The organism is Acidovorax sp. LjRoot194, assembly GCF_964253015.1.
Taxonomy (GTDB): domain Bacteria; phylum Pseudomonadota; class Gammaproteobacteria; order Burkholderiales; family Burkholderiaceae_C; genus Acidovorax.
The window spans coordinates 1525468-1542834 of sequence record NZ_CAXUQB020000001.1; the positions used below are offsets into that span (position 1 = coordinate 1525468).

General features: G+C 68.7%; 15 protein-coding genes and 1 pseudogene. 13 read left to right on the top strand and 3 right to left on the bottom strand.

Translation table 11 applies throughout. The features are described from left to right. Positions 1-89 precede the first annotated feature (89 nt). The 8 genes and pseudogenes from ACSQ3N_RS07035 (at position 90) to ACSQ3N_RS07070 (ending at position 10019) form a co-directional block, all read left to right on the top strand. Entirely contained in the window at positions 90-1694 is a 1605-nt protein-coding gene (locus tag ACSQ3N_RS07035; protein WP_436145938.1) for a C13 family peptidase, read from the top strand. Between the two features lie 97 nt (positions 1695-1791). Continuing rightward, positions 1792-4311: an ABC transporter permease gene (locus ACSQ3N_RS07040; RefSeq protein WP_436145939.1), complete on the top strand. Its 2520-nt coding sequence runs from the start codon at positions 1792-1794 to the stop codon at positions 4309-4311. A gap of 111 nt (positions 4312-4422) precedes the next feature. Continuing rightward, positions 4423-4872: a group II truncated hemoglobin gene (locus ACSQ3N_RS07045; RefSeq protein ID WP_436145940.1), complete on the top strand. Its 450-nt coding sequence runs from the start codon at positions 4423-4425 to the stop codon at positions 4870-4872. Between the two features lie 223 nt (positions 4873-5095). Continuing rightward, on the top strand, positions 5096-5692 hold the full coding sequence (locus tag ACSQ3N_RS07050) for a LemA family protein (RefSeq protein ID WP_056418174.1): 597 nt from the start codon (positions 5096-5098) through the stop codon (positions 5690-5692). A 158-nt stretch (positions 5693-5850) separates the two neighbouring features. Beyond that, positions 5851-6942, top strand: coding sequence for a M48 family metalloprotease (locus ACSQ3N_RS07055; protein WP_436145941.1), 1092 nt, complete (start codon positions 5851-5853; stop codon positions 6940-6942). 176 nt (positions 6943-7118) lie between these two features. After that, on the top strand, positions 7119-7607 hold the full coding sequence (locus ACSQ3N_RS07060) for a RidA family protein (protein WP_056161710.1): 489 nt from the start codon (positions 7119-7121) through the stop codon (positions 7605-7607). 22 nt (positions 7608-7629) lie between these two features. Next, a pseudogene (locus ACSQ3N_RS07065) lies at positions 7630-7847 on the top strand (DUF7661 family protein). A 96-nt stretch (positions 7848-7943) separates the two neighbouring features. Beyond that, a complete protein-coding gene (locus ACSQ3N_RS07070; RefSeq protein ID WP_056162549.1) occupies positions 7944-10019 on the top strand; it encodes a bifunctional 2',3'-cyclic-nucleotide 2'-phosphodiesterase/3'-nucleotidase in 2076 nt (691 codons plus the stop codon). A gap of 173 nt (positions 10020-10192) precedes the next feature. Here the strand turns inward: ACSQ3N_RS07070 and ACSQ3N_RS07075 are convergent, their stop codons facing one another. Continuing rightward, positions 10193-10840: a PepSY domain-containing protein gene (locus ACSQ3N_RS07075; protein WP_056161712.1), complete on the bottom strand. Its 648-nt coding sequence runs from the start codon at positions 10838-10840 to the stop codon at positions 10193-10195. A 234-nt stretch (positions 10841-11074) separates the two neighbouring features. Between ACSQ3N_RS07075 and ACSQ3N_RS07080 the strand changes: the two genes are divergently transcribed. The 3 genes from ACSQ3N_RS07080 to ACSQ3N_RS07090 are packed head-to-tail and all read left to right on the top strand — an operon-like array spanning position 11075 to position 13994. Then, complete coding sequence (locus ACSQ3N_RS07080; protein WP_436145942.1) at positions 11075-11782, top strand: PepSY domain-containing protein; 708 nt, start codon at positions 11075-11077, stop codon at positions 11780-11782. Next, positions 11782-12456, top strand: coding sequence for a response regulator transcription factor (locus ACSQ3N_RS07085; protein WP_436145943.1), 675 nt, complete (start codon positions 11782-11784; stop codon positions 12454-12456). The genes ACSQ3N_RS07080 and ACSQ3N_RS07085 overlap by 1 nt, the downstream gene beginning before the upstream one ends. After that, positions 12456-13994 carry a sensor histidine kinase gene (locus ACSQ3N_RS07090; protein ID WP_436145944.1) on the top strand — a complete coding sequence of 513 codons (1539 nt, stop codon included), beginning with the start codon at positions 12456-12458 and terminating at the stop codon, positions 13992-13994. Before ACSQ3N_RS07085 ends, ACSQ3N_RS07090 begins: the two co-directional genes overlap by 1 nt. Before the next feature lie 39 nt (positions 13995-14033). Here ACSQ3N_RS07090 and ACSQ3N_RS07095 read toward each other — a convergent pair whose 3' ends face one another. Beyond that, a complete protein-coding gene (locus ACSQ3N_RS07095; RefSeq protein WP_056418401.1) occupies positions 14034-14678 on the bottom strand; it encodes a Smr/MutS family protein in 645 nt (214 codons plus the stop codon). Positions 14679-15016: 338 nt separating this feature from the next. Beyond that, positions 15017-15730: a RadC family protein gene (gene radC / locus ACSQ3N_RS07100; protein ID WP_436145945.1), complete on the bottom strand. Its 714-nt coding sequence runs from the start codon at positions 15728-15730 to the stop codon at positions 15017-15019. Between the two features lie 89 nt (positions 15731-15819). On the opposite strand from radC, the gene ACSQ3N_RS07105 reads away from it, so the two are divergent. Both ACSQ3N_RS07105 and ispH read left to right on the top strand, forming a co-directional pair. After that, positions 15820-16284, top strand: coding sequence for an FKBP-type peptidyl-prolyl cis-trans isomerase (locus ACSQ3N_RS07105; protein WP_436145946.1), 465 nt, complete (start codon positions 15820-15822; stop codon positions 16282-16284). Next, positions 16284-17279 carry a 4-hydroxy-3-methylbut-2-enyl diphosphate reductase gene (gene ispH / locus ACSQ3N_RS07110; protein ID WP_436126796.1) on the top strand — a complete coding sequence of 332 codons (996 nt, stop codon included), beginning with the start codon at positions 16284-16286 and terminating at the stop codon, positions 17277-17279. Before ACSQ3N_RS07105 ends, ispH begins: the two co-directional genes overlap by 1 nt. The last annotated feature ends 88 nt before the right edge of the window (positions 17280-17367 follow it).

The window sequence follows — 17367 nt, forward strand, 5'->3', positions numbered from 1 at the left end:
CACCGGGAGCCCCCAAGAGCACGCAGCGGCCACCGTCGAGGGGTCGCCCGCCGTGCAGGCACGTCATGCGCAGATGGCATGATGCGCGCATGAAAGACCGTCACATCCATGGCACCTGGGACAACACCCTGCCCAGCCAATGGGGCCCTGTGCCCGGAGAGATCGAAGTGCCGCTGGCCGGCGCGCCCACCGCGCCGGGGGCGCTTGTTGGCAACACAAATGGCGGGCCTGCGGGCGCTGCCCGACTGTCGCTCTGGGACTGGGTCCGCGAAGGCTTGCGCGCCGGATTTTTCCTGGCGCCCCGTACCGGCGCGGCGGCGCCCACGCCCTGGCAACTGGTGGTGCTGGCGCTCGCCAGCGGTGCGCTGCTGGCGGCCGTCGCGCGCCTGGAGATCGTGGGCCCCGCGCAGTTCAACCTGCGCGGCTGGCTGATTCCGTACTGGACGACGCTGGCGCTGCTGTGGTTTGCGTGGTGGGCCATGGCCCCGGCGCTGCGGCAACAGGCCGCGGCACCAGGGGCCGCCAGCCCCGAGCCTTCGGGCGGGCTGGCGGCGTGGTTCGCACTCTCCACCTGGGCGCCCATGGTTCCCACGCTGCTCACGTACGGGCTGTTGGGCTGGGCGGCGCAAAGGCCGCAGACCTGGCAGGGGCAGATCGCCGGATGGGTGATGTGGGCGCTGTACATCCCGCTGTTCGTGTGGCTGCTGGCGGCGGTGGTCGTGGTCAGTGCGCGTTTCATCCGCTCGCGCCTGCGCACGGCGGTCTTTGCCGCCGGGTTGGTGGGCCTGGCGGCCCTGGCCACGTGGCAGTTTCCCGACCGGCCCTGGGAGCTGGACACCGAAGCCGTCGCCGCGGCCCAGGAGCCTGCTCCGGAGCCGGCACGCCTGCACCTGTCGCAAACGGTCTTCGAAGCCCAGCAGGCACTGTGGCCGCAGCAGGTACAGGCGCTGGCGCCCGAGCGCCCGGGCGTGGTGGATGTCTACGGCCTGGTGTTCGCCCCCTATGCCAGCGAGGAAGTCTTCCGCCGCGAGAGCACCATGGTCAGCACACTGCTGAAGGAGCGCTTCGACGCCGACGGCCGCGTGCTGCACCTGCTCAACCATGCGGAAACCGCAGGCACCCACCTGTGGGCCACGCCGCAGAACCTGCAGCGTGCCATCGAGGCGCTGGCCGACCGCATGGACCGCGACAACGACGTGCTCATGGTCTACATGACATCCCACGGCGCGCGCAACCACGAGCTAGCCGCGTCGCACTGGCCTCTGGAGGTGCCGCCCGTCACGCCCGAGATGCTGCGCGCCGCGCTGGACGACGCCGGCATCCGCCACCGCGTGATCGCCGTGTCGGCCTGCTTTTCGGGCGGCTGGATCGACCCGCTGGCCACCGACGGCACGCTGATCATGACCGCGGCCGATGCCACGCACACCTCGTACGGCTGCGGCCGGCTGTCCGAGCTCACGTTCTTCGGCCGCGCGGTGTTCAACGAGCAGCTGCGCCAGACCCATTCGTTCACCGACGCATTCGCCAAGGCCGTGCCACTGATCCAGCAGCGCGAGGTCGAGGCCGGCAAGGCCGACGGCTTCTCCAACCCGCAGATCCGGGTGGGGGCGCAAATCGAACCTGTGCTCAAGGCGCTGGAGCAGCGGCTAGGCGCAGGCGAAGGCAGCGAGGCAACCGCCACGGCGCGGCCCTGACCGCGAGGGGCGGGCCCGCTGCCCGCGCAACGCCCGCCACCGCCCCAAAACACCCCACGGGCTGACGGCCCGTTCGCTTTGCGCTAAGGTCCGCGCCATGAACCTGTCTTTTCTGCGCCTGGGCTGGCGCACCCTGGCCCGTGACCTGCGCGCGGGCGAGCTGCGCCTGTTGATCGTTGCCGTCACCCTGGCGGTGGCCGCGCTCACCTCGGTGGGCTTCTTTGCCGACCGATTGCAGGGCGGCCTGCAGCGTGACGCCCTGCAACTGCTGGGCGGCGACGCGGTCGTGGCCAGCGACAACCCCACGCCCCAGGCCTTTGTGGACCAGGCCAAGGCGCTGGGCCTCCAGTCGGTCACCACGCTCGGCTTTCCCACCATGGGCCGTGCCAGCGACGCCCAGGGCGGCGCCAGCAAGCTCGTGGCCTTGAAGAGCGTGCAGCCGGGCTACCCGCTGCGCGGCAGCCTGCGGGTGGCCGACGCCCCCGGCGCCATCGACCAGCCCACGCGGGACATCCCGGCCAAAGGCGAGGTGTGGGTGGACGCCCCCTTGCTCGAATCGCTGAACCTGGCCATGGGCGACTTTCTGCTGCTGGGCGATACGCAACTACGCATCGCCCGCATCATCGTCATCGAGCCCGACCGGGGTGCCGGCTTCATGAGCTTTGCGCCGCGCGTGATGGTCAACGAAGGCGACCTGGCCACCACCGGCCTGGTGCAGCCCGCCAGCCGCCTGACCTACCGCTTTGCCGTCACCGGCCCGGCGCCAGCGGTCAAGGCTTTCAACGACTGGTCTGTCGCAGAGCTCAAAAAGCCCGAGGTGCACGGCGTGCGCGTCGAATCGCTGGAGAGCGGCCGCCCCGAAATGCGCCAGACGCTGGACCGCGCCCAGAAATTCCTGAGCCTGGTGGCCCTGCTGGCCGCGCTGTTGTCGGCCGTGGCCGTAGCCCTGGCCGCGCGCGGCTTCGCGGCAGAGCACCTGGACGCATCGGCCATGCTGCGCGTGCTGGGGCAGAGCCAGCGCACCATCGCGGGCGCGTACACCACCGAGTTCGCGCTGGTCGGCCTGTTTGCCAGCGCCCTGGGCGTGCTGCTGGGGTATGCGGTGCACCACGCCTTCGTGCTGCTGCTGGCGGGGCTGGTGGAGTCCGCCTTGCCCGCGCCCAGCCTGTGGCCCGTGGCCTTCGGCCTGGGCATGGGGCTCACGCTGCTGTTCGCCTTCGGCTTGCCGCCCGTGCTGCAACTGGCCCAGGTGCCGCCGCTGCGGGTGATCCGGCGCGATGTGGGCGGACTCAAGCCGGCATCCATGGCGGTGCTGGGGATCGGCATCGCAGGCTTTGCCGCGCTGCTGCTGACGGTGAGCAGCGACATTAAGCTGGGCCTGATTGCCGTGGGCGGGTTTGCGGGCGCGGTGCTCTTGTTCGCGGGCCTGGCCTGGGTGGCGGTCAAGCTGCTGCGGCGGAGCGTGAATGAGGCCACCGCCCCGCGTTGGCTGGTACTGGCCACGCGCCAGATATCGGCACGGCCTGCCTACGCCGTGGTGCAGGTCAGCAGCCTGGCCGTGGGCCTGCTGGCCCTGGTGCTGCTGGTGCTGCTGCGCACCGACCTGGTGGACAGCTGGCGCAAGGCCACGCCGCCGGATGCGCCCAACCGTTTTGTGATCAACGTCATGCCCGACCAGGCCGATGCCTTTCAGCAGACGCTCAAGGACAACAACGTCGCCAAGTACGACTGGTACCCCATGATCCGGGGCCGATTGGTGGCGGTGAACGGCAAAGCCGTGGGCCCGGCCGACTACACCGACGACCGCGCCAAGCGCCTGGTGGACCGCGAATTCAACCTCTCCAACGCCACCGAGGCGCCGCCCCACAATCAGGTGGTGGCGGGCCAGTGGACAGCGGGCGAAGAGGGCGCCATCAGTGTCGAAGAAGGCATTGCCGAAACTTTGGGCCTGAAGATGGGCGACCGCCTGCAGTTCGACATGGGCGGCGTGCTGAACGAGGCCCGCATCACCAGCCTGCGCAAGGTGGACTGGGGCTCGATGCGCGCCAACTTCTTCGTGATGTACCCGGTGGCCAGCGTGAAGGACGTGCCCGTCACGTACCTTGCCGCCTACCGCGCGCCCGAGGTGCAGGGGTTCGACAACGCGCTGGTGCGCCAATTCCCCAACATCACCAACGTGGACATGGCGGCCACCATCACCCAGGTGCAGCGCGTGCTGGACCAGGTGATCCGTGCGGTGGAGTTCTTGTTCGCCTTCACGCTGGCCGCTGGCCTGGTGGTGCTGTTCGCAGCCGTCACCGCCACGCGCGAAGAGCGTGCGCGCGAATACGCCATCATGCGCGCCGTGGGGGCGCGCGCCAGCTTGCTGCGGCAGGTGCAGCGCGCCGAGCTGGTGGGCGTGGGGCTGCTGGCGGGCTTTTTGGCCAGCAGTGTGGCCGTGGGCGTGGGTTGGGCGCTGGCGCGCTTCGTGTTCGACTTCGCCTGGACCGCGTCGCCCTGGGTGCCGCTGGCGGGTGCGGTGGCTGGCGCTGTGCTGGCTTTGGCAGCGGGCTGGTGGGGCCTGCGCGAGGTGCTGCTGCGGCCTGTGGTGGACACGCTGCGCCGCGCGGCGGAGTGAGCGGCTGGCGTGTGCCCCGTGCGGGACACCGCCAGTGCTGTTTTACGCCTGGTTGCTATATATTCGATAGCTGCTGCCGCTTGATGGTCAAGCGGCAGCGACATTTTTGATATGAATTCAGACGTTTCCAAAGACACCCCCGCAGACACCGAGCCCGGCCAGGAGGCTGCGGCGGCTGCTGTCACACCGTTCGAATGGATCGGCGGCGAAGCGCGCGTGCTGGCGCTCACCGAGCGCTTCTACGACCTGATGGACCTGGAGCCCGCGTATGCCGAGTTGCGTGCGGCCCACGGCAGCGAGCTGGTGCAGGCGCGGCAAAAGCTCTTCTGGTTCTTGTGCGGCTGGCTGGGTGGGCCCGACCACTACCAAAGCCGCTTCGGCCACCCGCGTCTGCGCATGCGGCACATGCCGTTTTCCATCGGCATCAAGGAGCGCGACCAGTGGGTGGCGTGCATGGACCAGGCCATGGGCGAGACGGGCGTGCCCGATGCCCTGCGCGGCCGCTTGAAGGAAAGCTTTATGGGCACAGCGGACTGGATGAGGAATAAGGGCACCCCCTGAGCGGCTGGGCCGTTTCCCTCGCAGCCTGTGGATGGGCCGGGTGTGTACCCATAGCGTTGAGTGCTATGTTTTTAATAGCTGCTAGCGCTTTATAGGTAAGCGCTACAGGCTTTTTTAACGCTTAAATCCCTACCCGCTGAAATGTATGGCCCCTTTGGGAAAGGCGCGCTACTAAGATGCGCCCAGCATCCATTCATTCAATTCACAACAAGGAGGGTGGGACATGTCAGCTACTGCTTGGATCGTTCTGGGCCTGGTCGCCGTGCTGGCGGTGTGGGCCGTCACTGTGTACAACCGGCTGGTGCAGCTGCGCAACCGCATCGCCAACGCGTTCGGCCAGATCGACGTGCAGCTCAAGCGCCGCCACGACCTGGTGCCCAACCTGGTCGAAGTCGCCAAGGGCTACCTCAGCCACGAGGCTGCCACGCTCGAAGCCGTCATCCAGGCGCGCGGTCAGGCCCAGGGCGCTGCCGCCGCTGTACGGGCAGAGCCTGGCAGCGCCAACGCCATGGGCGCGCTGGCTGCCGCCGAGGGCGTGCTGGGCAGCAGCCTGGGCCGCCTGATGGTGGTGGCCGAGGCGTATCCCGAACTCAAGGCCGACGCCACCATGCAGTCGCTGTCCGAAGAGCTGACCAGCACCGAAAACCGCCTGGGCTTTGCGCGCCAGGCGTACAACGACCAGGCGCTGGAATTCAACGACGCGGCAGCGCAGTTTCCTGACCTGGTCGTGGCGCGCCTGCTGGGCTTTCCCACCGTGCCGATGCTCGAATCCACACGCAGCGAAGAAGAGCGCACCGCGCCGCAGGTGCGGTTCTCGTAAGCCATATCGATGGGCCTCTGGGCCTCTGGGCCGCTGGCGGCGCTGTTCCCTCCGCGGGGCGCACGTGGCGGCACGGCCCGTCCGCATCCACGCATGCGCCGGCAGGGCTGCGGCCAGTTCTGCCCGCAGTGGATATCTCACCAACTGGAGAGGGTGCCATGAAGTTCTGGGACCATCAGGACAGCGCGCGCAGCGAGACGCGGCGCCTGCTGCTGGGCTTTGCACTCGCTGTGGCCGTGCTGGTCGTCGCGGTGCACGCGGCCCTGGCGCTGGCCTGGGTATTGATGGCCGCGGTGCTGCCGGGGCGGTTGCCGTTTCCGCAGGGCTTTCTGGCGGCCAACGTGGGCGTGTCGCTGATGTTGGTGCTGGGCGGCTGGTGGGTGGAAACCTCGAACCTGCGCGCGGGCGGCGTCAAGCTGGCCCGGCGGGTGGGCGCGCGCGAGCTGCGGCCTTCCCTCTCGCATGCCGAGCAGCGGCTTTCCAACATCGTGGACGAGCTGTGCATCGCGGCCCACATGCCCCGGCCCGAGATCATGGTGATGCCGCGCACCGACGCGATCAATGCCTTTGCCGCCGGCTGGGACCAGAGCGATGCCGTGATCGCCGTGACGCAGGGCGCGCTCGACTACCTGAACCGCGAGGAGATGCAGGGCATGGTCGCCCACGAGCTCTCGCACCTGCACGAAGGCGACACCCGTCTGAAGATGCAGCTGGCGGGCATGGTGTTCGGGCTGGAGCTGGTCTACAACTTCGGCGACACGCTGCGCGAGCGCCGGGGCCTGTCGTGGTGGTTCGGCTCGGCCATCATGCTGGCCGGCCTTGCAGGCTGGTTGACCGGACGCATGCTCAAGGCCGCGGTGTCGCGCCAGCGCGAGTACCTGGCCGACGCCCGCGCCGTGCAATGGACGCGCAGCCGCGACGGCCTGGGCGGTGTGCTGCGCAAGGTCATGGCCCAGCGCCGCGACCTGCCGCGCGGCTATGAAGAGCACAGCCACAAGGGACTGAACCACCCCTCGGTACAGCACATGCTCCTGGTGGACCTGGGCGGCGGTGGCCGCATGGAGCGCTGGCTCGACTCGCACCCCACGCTGCATGAGCGCGTGCAGCGCCTCTATGGCCGCAAAATGCAGCCGATCAAGGTCATGCCGGTGGCCGCAGGGCCGGAGCCAGCCTGGCGCCCCGAGAATGCCGGGCAGCCCGCCGGCGTGACGCTGGCGTCGCTGGTGGACCCGTTCGCGCGGTATCTTTGAACCCCTCCCCCCCTTGTTTCGTCTTCGCCGCCTTCCCGCCCCAGGGGGACGCATCCGGTGGTCTGGCCGAGCCAGTTCCGCGGGTGCACTGGCGTGGGCCGAGCCAATGGCTGCCTGCGCGCTCAATGACGCGCTCAATGGCATAGTGGTGGCCCTCTTCAATGCCGAGATTTCTTATGTCCCGTGATGCGCGTTTTCAGGAACAAGCCCAGGCCCTGGGCTACAGCTTCGATGGCGAGATCAAGATCGGCGGCAACTACGTACCGCTGGTGCGCGACGGGCACCACATCTACCTGAGCGGGCAGATCCCGCGCGTGGGCGACACCGTGGTGGTCACGGGTGCGGCCGGTGCGGCTGCGTCCCTGGCCGATGCACAAAAGGCCGCCAAGGTGTGCGTGATGCGATCGCTGGCTCTGCTGCAGCGTGCACTCGGCTCACTCGATGCAGTGCAGGCCATCCTGCGGATCACCGTGTACGTGCAGTCGGCGCCTACGTTCACGCAGCAAAGCGAGGTGGCCGATGGGGCGTCGGACCTTTTGTTCGCCGTGCTGGGAGACGCGGGCGCCCACACGCGCACGTCGGTGGGCGTGCTGCAGTTGCCCAAGAACGCGACGGTCGAGGTGGATCTGATCGCCACGACCGCAGATCCGCACGCATCCGCCTGAAGGAGAGCTTCCTATGGCAGCGCTGACCCACCCCCGTTTCAACGTCTTCGGCCGCATCGTCGAGGTGCGGCGCGAAGGCGCGTTGTGGCGGGCTATCGCGTGGGGTCCGATGGCAAGCGGACTCCCTCGGGTTTCGTTATTCCCGACTTTGTGGAAGAGCACGAGCTGGCGCAGTTCCTGGAGGACCTGTTCCACGAAAGCGCTTCGCCGCACAACGGCGACGTGCACCGCATCGCCTGATGAGGAGGCGTGCAGGCGTGGGCTTTTGCACCACGTCACACCGCTGTCAAACCCCGGCCAGACACTCGGACCCTTGTTCCAACAAGGGCCTTGTTCATGTCTGAACGCAATCGCAGCCGACTTCTTTCCCTTTCGTCCTTCCATGGCGGGCGCCGCACCGCCACGCTGAGCGTGCTGGCGCTGGCCGCATCGCTGTCCGCATGTGGCGGTAGTGATGGCGGCAGCGTCAACAACAACGCTGGCGCCACCGCCACGCTGGCCGTGCTGGAGACCACCGACCTGCATTTCAACGTGCGCAGCTACGACTACTTCAAGCTGGCCGAGGACAAGAGCTACGGCTTCGAGCGCACCGCCACGCTGGTGCGTGCGGCGCGCAAGGAGTTTGCCAACACGCTGCTGGTGGACAACGGCGACACCATCCAGGGCACGGCGCTGGCCGACTACGAAGCCACCATCAACCCCATTCCCTGCACGCAGCAGCTGTCCATGTACAAGGCCATGGGCGCGCTGGGCTTTGATGCCGGCACGCTGGGCAACCACGAGTTCAACTACGGCCTGCCGTTCCTGAACCAGGTGCTGGGCGGCGGGCTGGAGGTGGACGGCGTGGACGCCGCCAAGAAGTGCGCGGGTGCGGGCTTTCCGATGGTGCTGGCCAACGTGACCAGCAGCAAGACGAAGAAGCCGCTGGTGCAGCCCTACACCGTGCTCGAACGCACGCTGGTGGCCAAGGGCGCGGACGGCAAGGAGGTGAAGCTGCCCATCAAGGTGGGCGTGATCGGCTTCACCACGCCCGGCATCATGAACTGGGACAAGCGCTACCTCGAAGGCAAGGTCACCACCGAAGGCGCGGTGGAGGCCGCCAACAAGTATGTGCCCGAGCTGCGCGCCAAGGGTGCCGACATCGTGATTGCGCTGCTGCACGGCGGCATGGACAGCGCGGCGTATTCGCCCACCATGGAGAACCCGGGCCTGTACCTCTCCAAGGTGGCCGGCATCGACGCGATGGTGATGGGCCACCAGCACGGCGTGTTCCCCGACACCGCCGCCACCCCCAGCTTCACCATGGCCGGCGTGGACCACAAGGCCGGCACCGTCAACGGCGTGCCCGCCGTGATGGCCAGCTCGTGGGGCAAGGCCCTGGGCGTGGTGCAGCTGGCGCTGCAGTGGGACGGGGCCAAGTGGGTCGTCAACAAGACGGCCAGCAAGTCCGAGTTGCGCAACATCCAGAACAAGAACGCCGCGGGCGCCACAGTGACCGTGGATGCGGACGCCAGCGTGGCCCCGCTCGTCGAGACCCAGCACCAGGCCGCCATCCAGTACGTGAAGACGCCCATCGGCCAGACCGACTTCCGCATGAGCACGCTGTTCGCCGACGTGGGCGACCCCGGCGCGATCCAGATCGTGAACCAGGCGCAGCAGGCCTATGTGGCCGCCTACATCAAGGCCAGCCTGCCGCAGTATGCGCAGCTGCCGGTGCTGTCGGTGAGCGCGCCGTTCAAGAGCGGCTTCCAGGGCGGCGCCGACTACACCGACGTGGCCGTGGGCCCGCTGGCCATCAACAACGCGGCCGACCTGTACCTGTACCCCAACACGGTGTACGCGGTAAAGGTCAACGGCGGGGACATCAAGAACTGGCTGGAGGCCGCTGCCAAGCGCTTCAACCAGATCGACCCTGCCAAGACCGGCGAGCAGCAGCTCATCAGCACCTTCCCGGGCTACAACTTCGACATGTTCACCACGGCCGACGTGCAGTACCAGATCGACGTGACCCAGCCCGTGGGCAGCCGCATCAAGAACCTGACCTACCTGGGCAAGCCCATCGACGTGGCGCAGGAGTTCGTGATCGCCACCAACAACTACCGCGCCACCAGCGGCAAGAGCTTCATCGACAAGCTCGACGGCTCGGGCACCATCTGGGCGTCGCCCGATGCCAACCGGGACGTTGTGATCGACTACATCCGCAAGAACCCGGCGGTGACGCGCAGTGCCAACGGTGCGGCCAAGAGCTGGCGCTTTGCCAAGGCCACCGTGGCGGGGCCGGTGGTGTTCAGCTCGGGCGCCAATGCGCTGGCCGTGGCGCAGGCAGCGGGTTTGACCAACGTGTCGCTGCTGGCGGCGGACGATGGCTCGGGCAAGGGCACGTCGAAGTACGCGGTCGATCTGTCCAAGTAGGCATGTAGGCATGTAGGCATGTAGCACGGGCGAGGGACACGTTCGGCGCGCCTGCCGCACACCGCTACAACACTCGCTTCAACACCTGGCCCGGCTGCGTGGGCATGCCGGGCCAGGTGCTATTTTTTTGTGCGCTGGTTGCCGCACCTGCCCCCTGCGCAGGCACGGGCCGCTCAATCGTCCAGCTGTTCGCGCAGCACGGCCCCGGTCACGGCATCCACCCGCAGCTCCACCGCCAGATTGGCCGTGTTGGTGGCCTCGGCTTCCCAGTAGCCGTCTTCATACTCGACACCGCGCACGCGGGTGTAGCCCGCCTGCTGCAGGGCCGCCACGATCTGGTCGGCGCTGAGCACGGGCTGGCCGTTCACGGTGCCGCCGCTGCGGCCCACCTGGCTCAACACCTCCAGTGTCACGGGGTGCAGCACGAACTCGACCTTCTCGCGGTTGGTCACGGACTGGCGGGCCTTGGCCTGCCAGAAGCCGTCGTCCAGCTCCACGTCGTACACAAAGCTGTAGCCGGCGGCGCGCACCTGCTGCGCCACCCGCTCCACGCTGGGCAGGGCGGTGCCGACATCGCCCTTGCGCACGGCGGTGAAGCTGCCGTTGGCATCGTTGACCAGCACGGTGGCACGCACCCCGTCGTTGGAGACGGCCTCGGCGGTCCAGTAGCCGTATTGCTTTTGCAGGTCGTGCGGCGCCACGTAGTGGTTCTTGGCCATCACGTTGACGGCCTCCTGGGCGCCCATGGCCCAGGCCATGGAGGGCAGGGCGGAGGCCGCGGCGGCGGCTGCGAAGGCCAGGGTCAGAACGGTCTTTTTCATGGTGCTTCCTTTCGGTGTGGCAGTGATTGTGAAGAACTGGGAGGCAGTGTGCGCAACCGTTCCTAAACCCATCGTGAAGCGTCCGTTCATGTTCCGTTTAATACCAACCGCAATAATCGCGCGATGACAGAAATGGCCCCCACGTTCCCCACTCCGTGTGGTCACTGCCCCCCGAGGGGGCCTTCTTCATCTTGGGGCGGCCCGGCGATGAAGAATGGAACACTTCGAACATGGATGCAGGCCGCTGCCTGCGCCGCGGTGGCGCTGGCCTGTGCGCAGGCCCCCGCTGCCGAGCAGGATGTGGCGCGGCGTGGCGTGCAGAGCGGGCAGCTCAAGCCGCTCAACAGCATCATTGCGGACATGAGCCGCCAGTACGGCGGGCGTGTCATCGATGTGGAGACCAAGCACGGCCGCAAGGGCGAGCTGCGCTACGAGATCAAGATCATCGACGCCCGCGGCACCAAGCACGAGGTGCTGGTGGATGCGGCCACTGGCACCGTCGTCGCGCAGGAGAGCGACTGGCCCACGCAGCCTGTGGGCCTGGCGCAAATGGCGCGCTACATCAAGCAGCTGGAGCAGCGCTACGGCTCGCGCGTGGTGAACGCCGAGTTCGAGCGCGACGCGCAGGGCAAGGCGGTGTACGAGGTCAAGCTCTCGGACCGGCCCGCCGGGGAGATGAAGCTGCTGGTGGACGTGAACACGGGCGAGGTGCTGACCCCGCCGCAAACGGCGGGAACGCCCGCGGCACCCAAGTCCATGGCGGTGATGCTCGAATCCTTGCGGCTGCGCTTTTCGGGCCTGGTGCTGGAGGTGGAGCTGGAGACGGACCACCGCCGCCGCCCCTACTACAGCGTGGAGCTGCAGCAACCCAACGGCTTCAAGCTGGAGCTCGAAGTGGACGCCGTGAGCCTGGAAGTCACGCGGCAGAAGGTGGACGACTGATGCGCATCCTGGTGGTGGAAGACGATGCGGCGCTGGCGCAGCAACTGCGCGTGGCGCTGGAGGCCGCGGGCTTTGCGGTGGATGTGGAACACGACGGCGAGGCCGCATCGTTTGCCGGCAGTGCCGAAGCCTACAGCGCCGCCGTGCTGGACCTGGGCCTGCCGCTCAAGGACGGGCTGAGCGTGCTGCGCGACTGGCGCGATGCGGGCCGCAGCTGGCCGGTGCTGGTGCTCACGGCCCGCAACCGCTGGAGCGACAAGGTCGCGGGCTTCAATGCCGGGGCCGACGACTATCTGACCAAGCCCTTCCTGATGGGCGAGGTGGTGCTGCGCCTGCGCGCCATGCTGCGCCGCACGGCCGGGTCGGCCGCCGCCGTGCTGACGGCGGGCCCGCTGGAGTACGACGTGGTGCAGGGCCGCTTTTCGCTGCAGGGCCAGAGCCTGCAGCTCACCGCGCAGGAGCACAAGATCCTGGCGTACTTCATGCACCACCCGGGCAAGCTGCTCACGCGCACCGACATCAGCGAGCATGTGTATGCGCGCGACCTCGACCCGGACTCCAACACGCTGGACGTGCTGATCGGCCGCATCCGCCGCAAGTTGAACGGTGCGCCGCAGCTCGTGACCGAGCGCGGCCAGGGCTTTCGCCTAGTGGCGTGCGACGTGGCGGGCTGATGCGCGTCGAACCCTCCGCGCCATCTTCAAAGCCCGCGCAGCCCGCACCGCCTGCGCCGGCCAGGGCCCACGGCGCCGCCGCATGGGCCCTGACGCTGGCCCAGTGGCCCATGGCCACGCGCATCGCGCTGCTGGCGCTGGTGCCCATGCTGCTGCTGGTGGGCGCCGGGGGGCTGTGGCTGCGCGTGCAGATGCACCAGAGCCTGCTGGGCAGCTTCGAGCAGGTGCTGCGCGACAAGGCGCAGCGCGTGGGCGCACGGCTGCACCTGGGACCCCAGGGCGGCTTGCGGGAGTCTACGGGCGGTGCCGATGAGTTCAGCGCCATCTACGCCGGTTGGTACTGGCGCGCCCATGCGGGCAGCGATGTGCTGCGGTCGCGTTCGCTGTGGGACATGGACAGCCTGCCGGCCGAGCCTGCGCCCACCACCGGGTCGGCCACGCTGCACCGGGCCACGGGGCCTTTGCAAGAACCCCTGCTGTCGCTGACCCAGCCGGTCGGCCTGGGCCAGGCCCCGGGGCAGGTCACGCTGACGGTCTACGGCCCGGCCGCGCAGTTGCACAGCAGCATGCGGCAGATCGACCGCACGCTGGCGGTGGCCGGGCTGGTGCTGATGCTGCTCACCGGCGGCTTGGCGTGGCTGCAGGTGCGGGTGGGGCTGGCCCCGCTGCGCCGGCTGGAGACCATGCTGGCCGCCTTGCGCGCGCCGCAGGGCGCGGGGCCCGATGTGGCGCGGCACCTGGCCGCCCCCACGGGGCGCGACCTGCAGCCCCTGCAAAACGAGCTGGCAGGCCTGCTGGCGCACAACGCGCACGTGGTGGCCCGCGCGCGGGCCCATGCGGTGGACCTGAACCATGCGCTCAAGAAGCCCCTGGCCTTGCTGAGCGCTCAGGCCAGTGCGCAGCCGCAGGTGCCCAGCAGCGAGGTGCGGCATCAGGTCGAGGCCATGGCCCAGCTGGTGGACCGCTACCAGGCCCGCACCCTGAGCGACGCACTGCATGCCCACCCCGGCAGCACCGGCCAGGCCGTGGACGTGCGCGACTGCGTGGCCCAGCTGCTGCGCATGATGGAGCGCCTGCACGCCACACAGGAGCTGGACTGGGTGCTGGCAGACACCATCCACGGCCCGCTGCACTGGCGCGGAGAACGCGCTGATCTGGAAGAGGTGCTGGGCAACGTGCTGGACAACGCGGGCAAGTGGGCTGCCTCGCGGGTGCGGCTGACCGTGTCCGTAGCGGTATCGGCATCGTCCTCTGTGCCGTCGTCAACGCAGGGCGGTGCCGGGCACACCTGCCTGTGCCTGGACATCGAGGACGATGGCCCGGGCATGACACCCGAGCAACTGCAGGCTGCGGGCGAGCGTGGTGTGCGCTTTGACGAATCCGTGCAGGGCAGTGGGCTCGGCCTGGCGATTGCCAGCCAGATCGTGCAGGCCTATGGCGGGCATTTGCAACTGCGCAAGAGCGAGGCGCTCAAGGGCCTGGGGGTGCGGTTGGAGATGCAGGGGCTGGTGACAGTGGGGCGCAGCAAGCCGGGGTGAGGCAATGACGGCGCAGCCCGGTGCCTGGCGAACCAAGCCCTAGCGCCTGCGTGAATGCACCGGCTGCAGCAGCACCACCAGCGCGCCTGCGCCACCGTCGATCGGCCGGGCCTGCACAAAGGCCAGGACCTCGCTTTTTTGCACCAGCCAGCGCTGCACGCGGCTCTTGAGCACCGGGCTCTTGCCCGGCGAGCCCAGGCCCTTGCCGTGCACCACGCGCACGCAGCGCAGGCCCGTCTTGTGGGCGTGGCGGATGAAATCGCCCAGGGCCTCCCGCGCTTCGTCCACGCGCAGGCCGTGCAGGTCCAGCTGGCGCTGAATGCTCCAGTGCCCGGAGCGCAGGCGCTGCGTCACTTCCACCCCCACGCCGGGGCGCCGAAAGCTCAGTTGGTCGTCGGTGTCGAGCAGGGTGCTCACGTCGAAGTCGTCGCTGATGGATTCGAGCAGCACGCGTTCCTCGTCCAGCCAGTGCTGCACCGGCAGCGGCGGGGGCTGGTGGCGGCGCAGCCGTGCCAGGTTGGGGTTGCGCAGCGGCGTCACCGCGCCCACGCTGCGGCTGAAGAGGTGGCGCTCGGCTTCTTGCCGCGCGGCCGCCTCGCGCCGGGCTTTTTCCTCGGCGTCTGCGCGCTCCTGGGCCTCGCGCAGGCGGCGGGCCACGCTGGCCAGGTCCTGCAGCTGCGTGATGCGCTCGCTGGCCCTGCGCGGGGCAGGTGGTGCGCGGCGGCGGGGCGCGGCCGGGGGGTGGGCCGGAGGCGCCGATTCGCTGGCGGCGGTGCCGTGGGGCCGGGGCGGCTGCAGCGGGCGCTGGGCCGCCTTGGCGGCAGCGCGCTGGCCTGCCAGTGCGGCACGCCGGGTGGCGCGGGTCGTGGGCGTGGGGGCTGAGGCAGGCCGTTCAGTGGGACCGATGTCGGCAGTGGGCTCGGGCGCACCGCTGGCCGCGCGCCCGGCCCGCGCCAGTGCAGCCTGCAGTGCCGTGAAGGGCGCAGGCATGGGTACGGGAGCGGGTGGCGGAGCGCCAGCTTTCACAGCAGCCCTTTCTCCGCCATCGACAGGGCCTGTCCGGGCGCCACGATGACGTGGTCGAGCACCCGCACGTCCACCAGCGCCAGCGTGGTTTTGAGGGTCAGGGTCAGCGCCTCGTCGGCGCGGCTGGGCTGCACGCTGCCGCTGGGGTGGTTGTGGGCCAGCACCACGGCGGCGGCGTGGTGGTGCAGGGCGCGCAGCACCACCTCGCGCGGGTAGACGCTGGCCTGGGTGAGCGTGCCGCGAAACAGCTCTTCCATGGCCACCAGCCGGTTCTGCGCATCGAGGAACAGCACGGCAAACACCTCATGGCCCTTGGCGGCCAGGTGCAGCTGCAGGTACTGCTTGACGGCATCGGGCGAGTCAAAGACCTCGCGCTCGCGCAGTTGCTGGGCCAGGGCCCGGCGGGCGAGCTCCAGCACGGCCACCAGCTCGGCGCGCTTGGCGGGGCCCAGGCCCTTGATGCGTTCAAGGTCGGCAGGGCTGGTGTGCAGCAGGCCGGCAATCCCGCCAAAACCCCCTGCGACCTTGCCGGTTTTGGGGTCGATGGAGGGAGGGTCCAGCAGCTCCTGCGCCATCTGCAGCACGCCTTTGCCCACGATGCCGGTACGCAGCAGGATGGCCAGCAGTTCGGCATCGGCCAGTGCCGTCGGGCCACGGGCCAGCAGCTTTTCGCGGGGCTGCGCGTCGGGAGGGAGGTCTTTGAGGGGCATGGCGCAGGGTTTTCGACACCCGTCAGGAATCCACGGGCGTAGGGCTTTGCCCGGTTTTCTACAATACGGGCCAGTTTATCGGGACTTTCATGACCTCTATCGATGCTTCCCTTCCCACCGTGCAGCCCGGCTCCTTCCTCACGCTGCACTACCGCCTGGCCGGCCCGGCGGGGGATGTGATCAACACGTTTGCCGACAAACCCGCCACGCTGTCCCTGGGCGCGGGCGAGTTGTCCCCTGCCATGGAGCAGCGCCTGCTGGGCCTGCCCGAGGGCAGCCGCGCCACGTTCGACATGGCCGCCGGCGAGGCCTTTGGCGAGCGCAACACCGAGATGCAGCAGTGGGTGGCCAAGAAGCTGCTCAACCAGCTGGGCGACCCCGACGAGCGCTACAGCGTGGGCGATGTGGTGCAGTTCCCCACGCCCGACGGGCAAAGCAGCTACGCGGGCGCGGTGCTGCAGGTGCGGGAGGACGGCGCGGTGCTGTTCGACTTCAACCACCCGCTGGCCGGGCAGCCCGTCACGTTCGAAGTGCAAGTGATCGGGATCCTGTGATGTCCGCCCCGCAAGAAATCCTGCTGGCCGAGCCGCGCGGCTTTTGCGCCGGCGTGGACCGCGCCATCGAGATCGTGGAGCGCGCGCTGCAGAAGTTCGGCGCGCCCATCTACGTGCGCCACGAGATCGTGCACAACACGTACGTGGTCAACGACCTCAAGGCCAAGGGCGCGATCTTCATCGAAGAGCTGTCCGACGTGCCGCCCGGCTCCACGCTGGTGTTCAGCGCCCACGGCGTGAGCCGTGCGGTGCAGCTCGAAGCCGAGGCGCGTGGCTTTTCCATCTTCGACGCCACCTGCCCGCTGGTGACCAAGGTGCACGTCGAAGTCGCCAAGCTCGCCAAGGAGGGCTACGAGTTCATCATGATCGGCCACAAGGGCCACCCCGAGGTGGAGGGCACCATGGGCCAGCTCGACCACGGCATCCACCTGGTGGAAGACGTGGGGGATGTGGCCCACGTGCAGCCGCTGCAGACCGCCAAGCTCGCCGTGGTGACGCAGACGACCCTGTCGGTGGACGACGCGGCCGAGATCACCGCCGCCGTGCGCGCGCGCTTTCCGCAGGTGCGCGAGCCCAAGCAGCAGGACATCTGCTACGCCACCCAGAACCGGCAGGACGCCGTCAAGATCTTGTCGCCGCAAGTGGACCTGGTCATCGTGGTGGGCAGCCCCACCAGCTCCAACAGCAATCGCCTGCGCGAGCTGGCCGACCGACTGGGCACGCGCGCCTACATGGTCGACAGTGCCGACGAGCTGCGCACGGAGTGGTTCGACGGCGTCACACGTGTCGGACTGACCGCCGGTGCATCGGCACCCGAGATCCTAGTGCGCGACGTGATCGACCGCGTCAAGGCGCTGGGCGCCGTGTCGGTGCGGACCATGGACGGTATCGAGGAGACGATCAAGTTTCCGCTGCCCAAGGGCCTGCGCATTGACGCGGCCACGGGGCTGGAGATCAGTCAGCGCACGCCGGAGACGGGGCCTGCGGGGCATTGAGTGACTGCTTGCAGTGCCGTGTGAACCAAGACAAGGGCCTGAGGGCCCTTTTCTTTGGGTGCTACTTATTTGATAGCTGCTTGCGCTT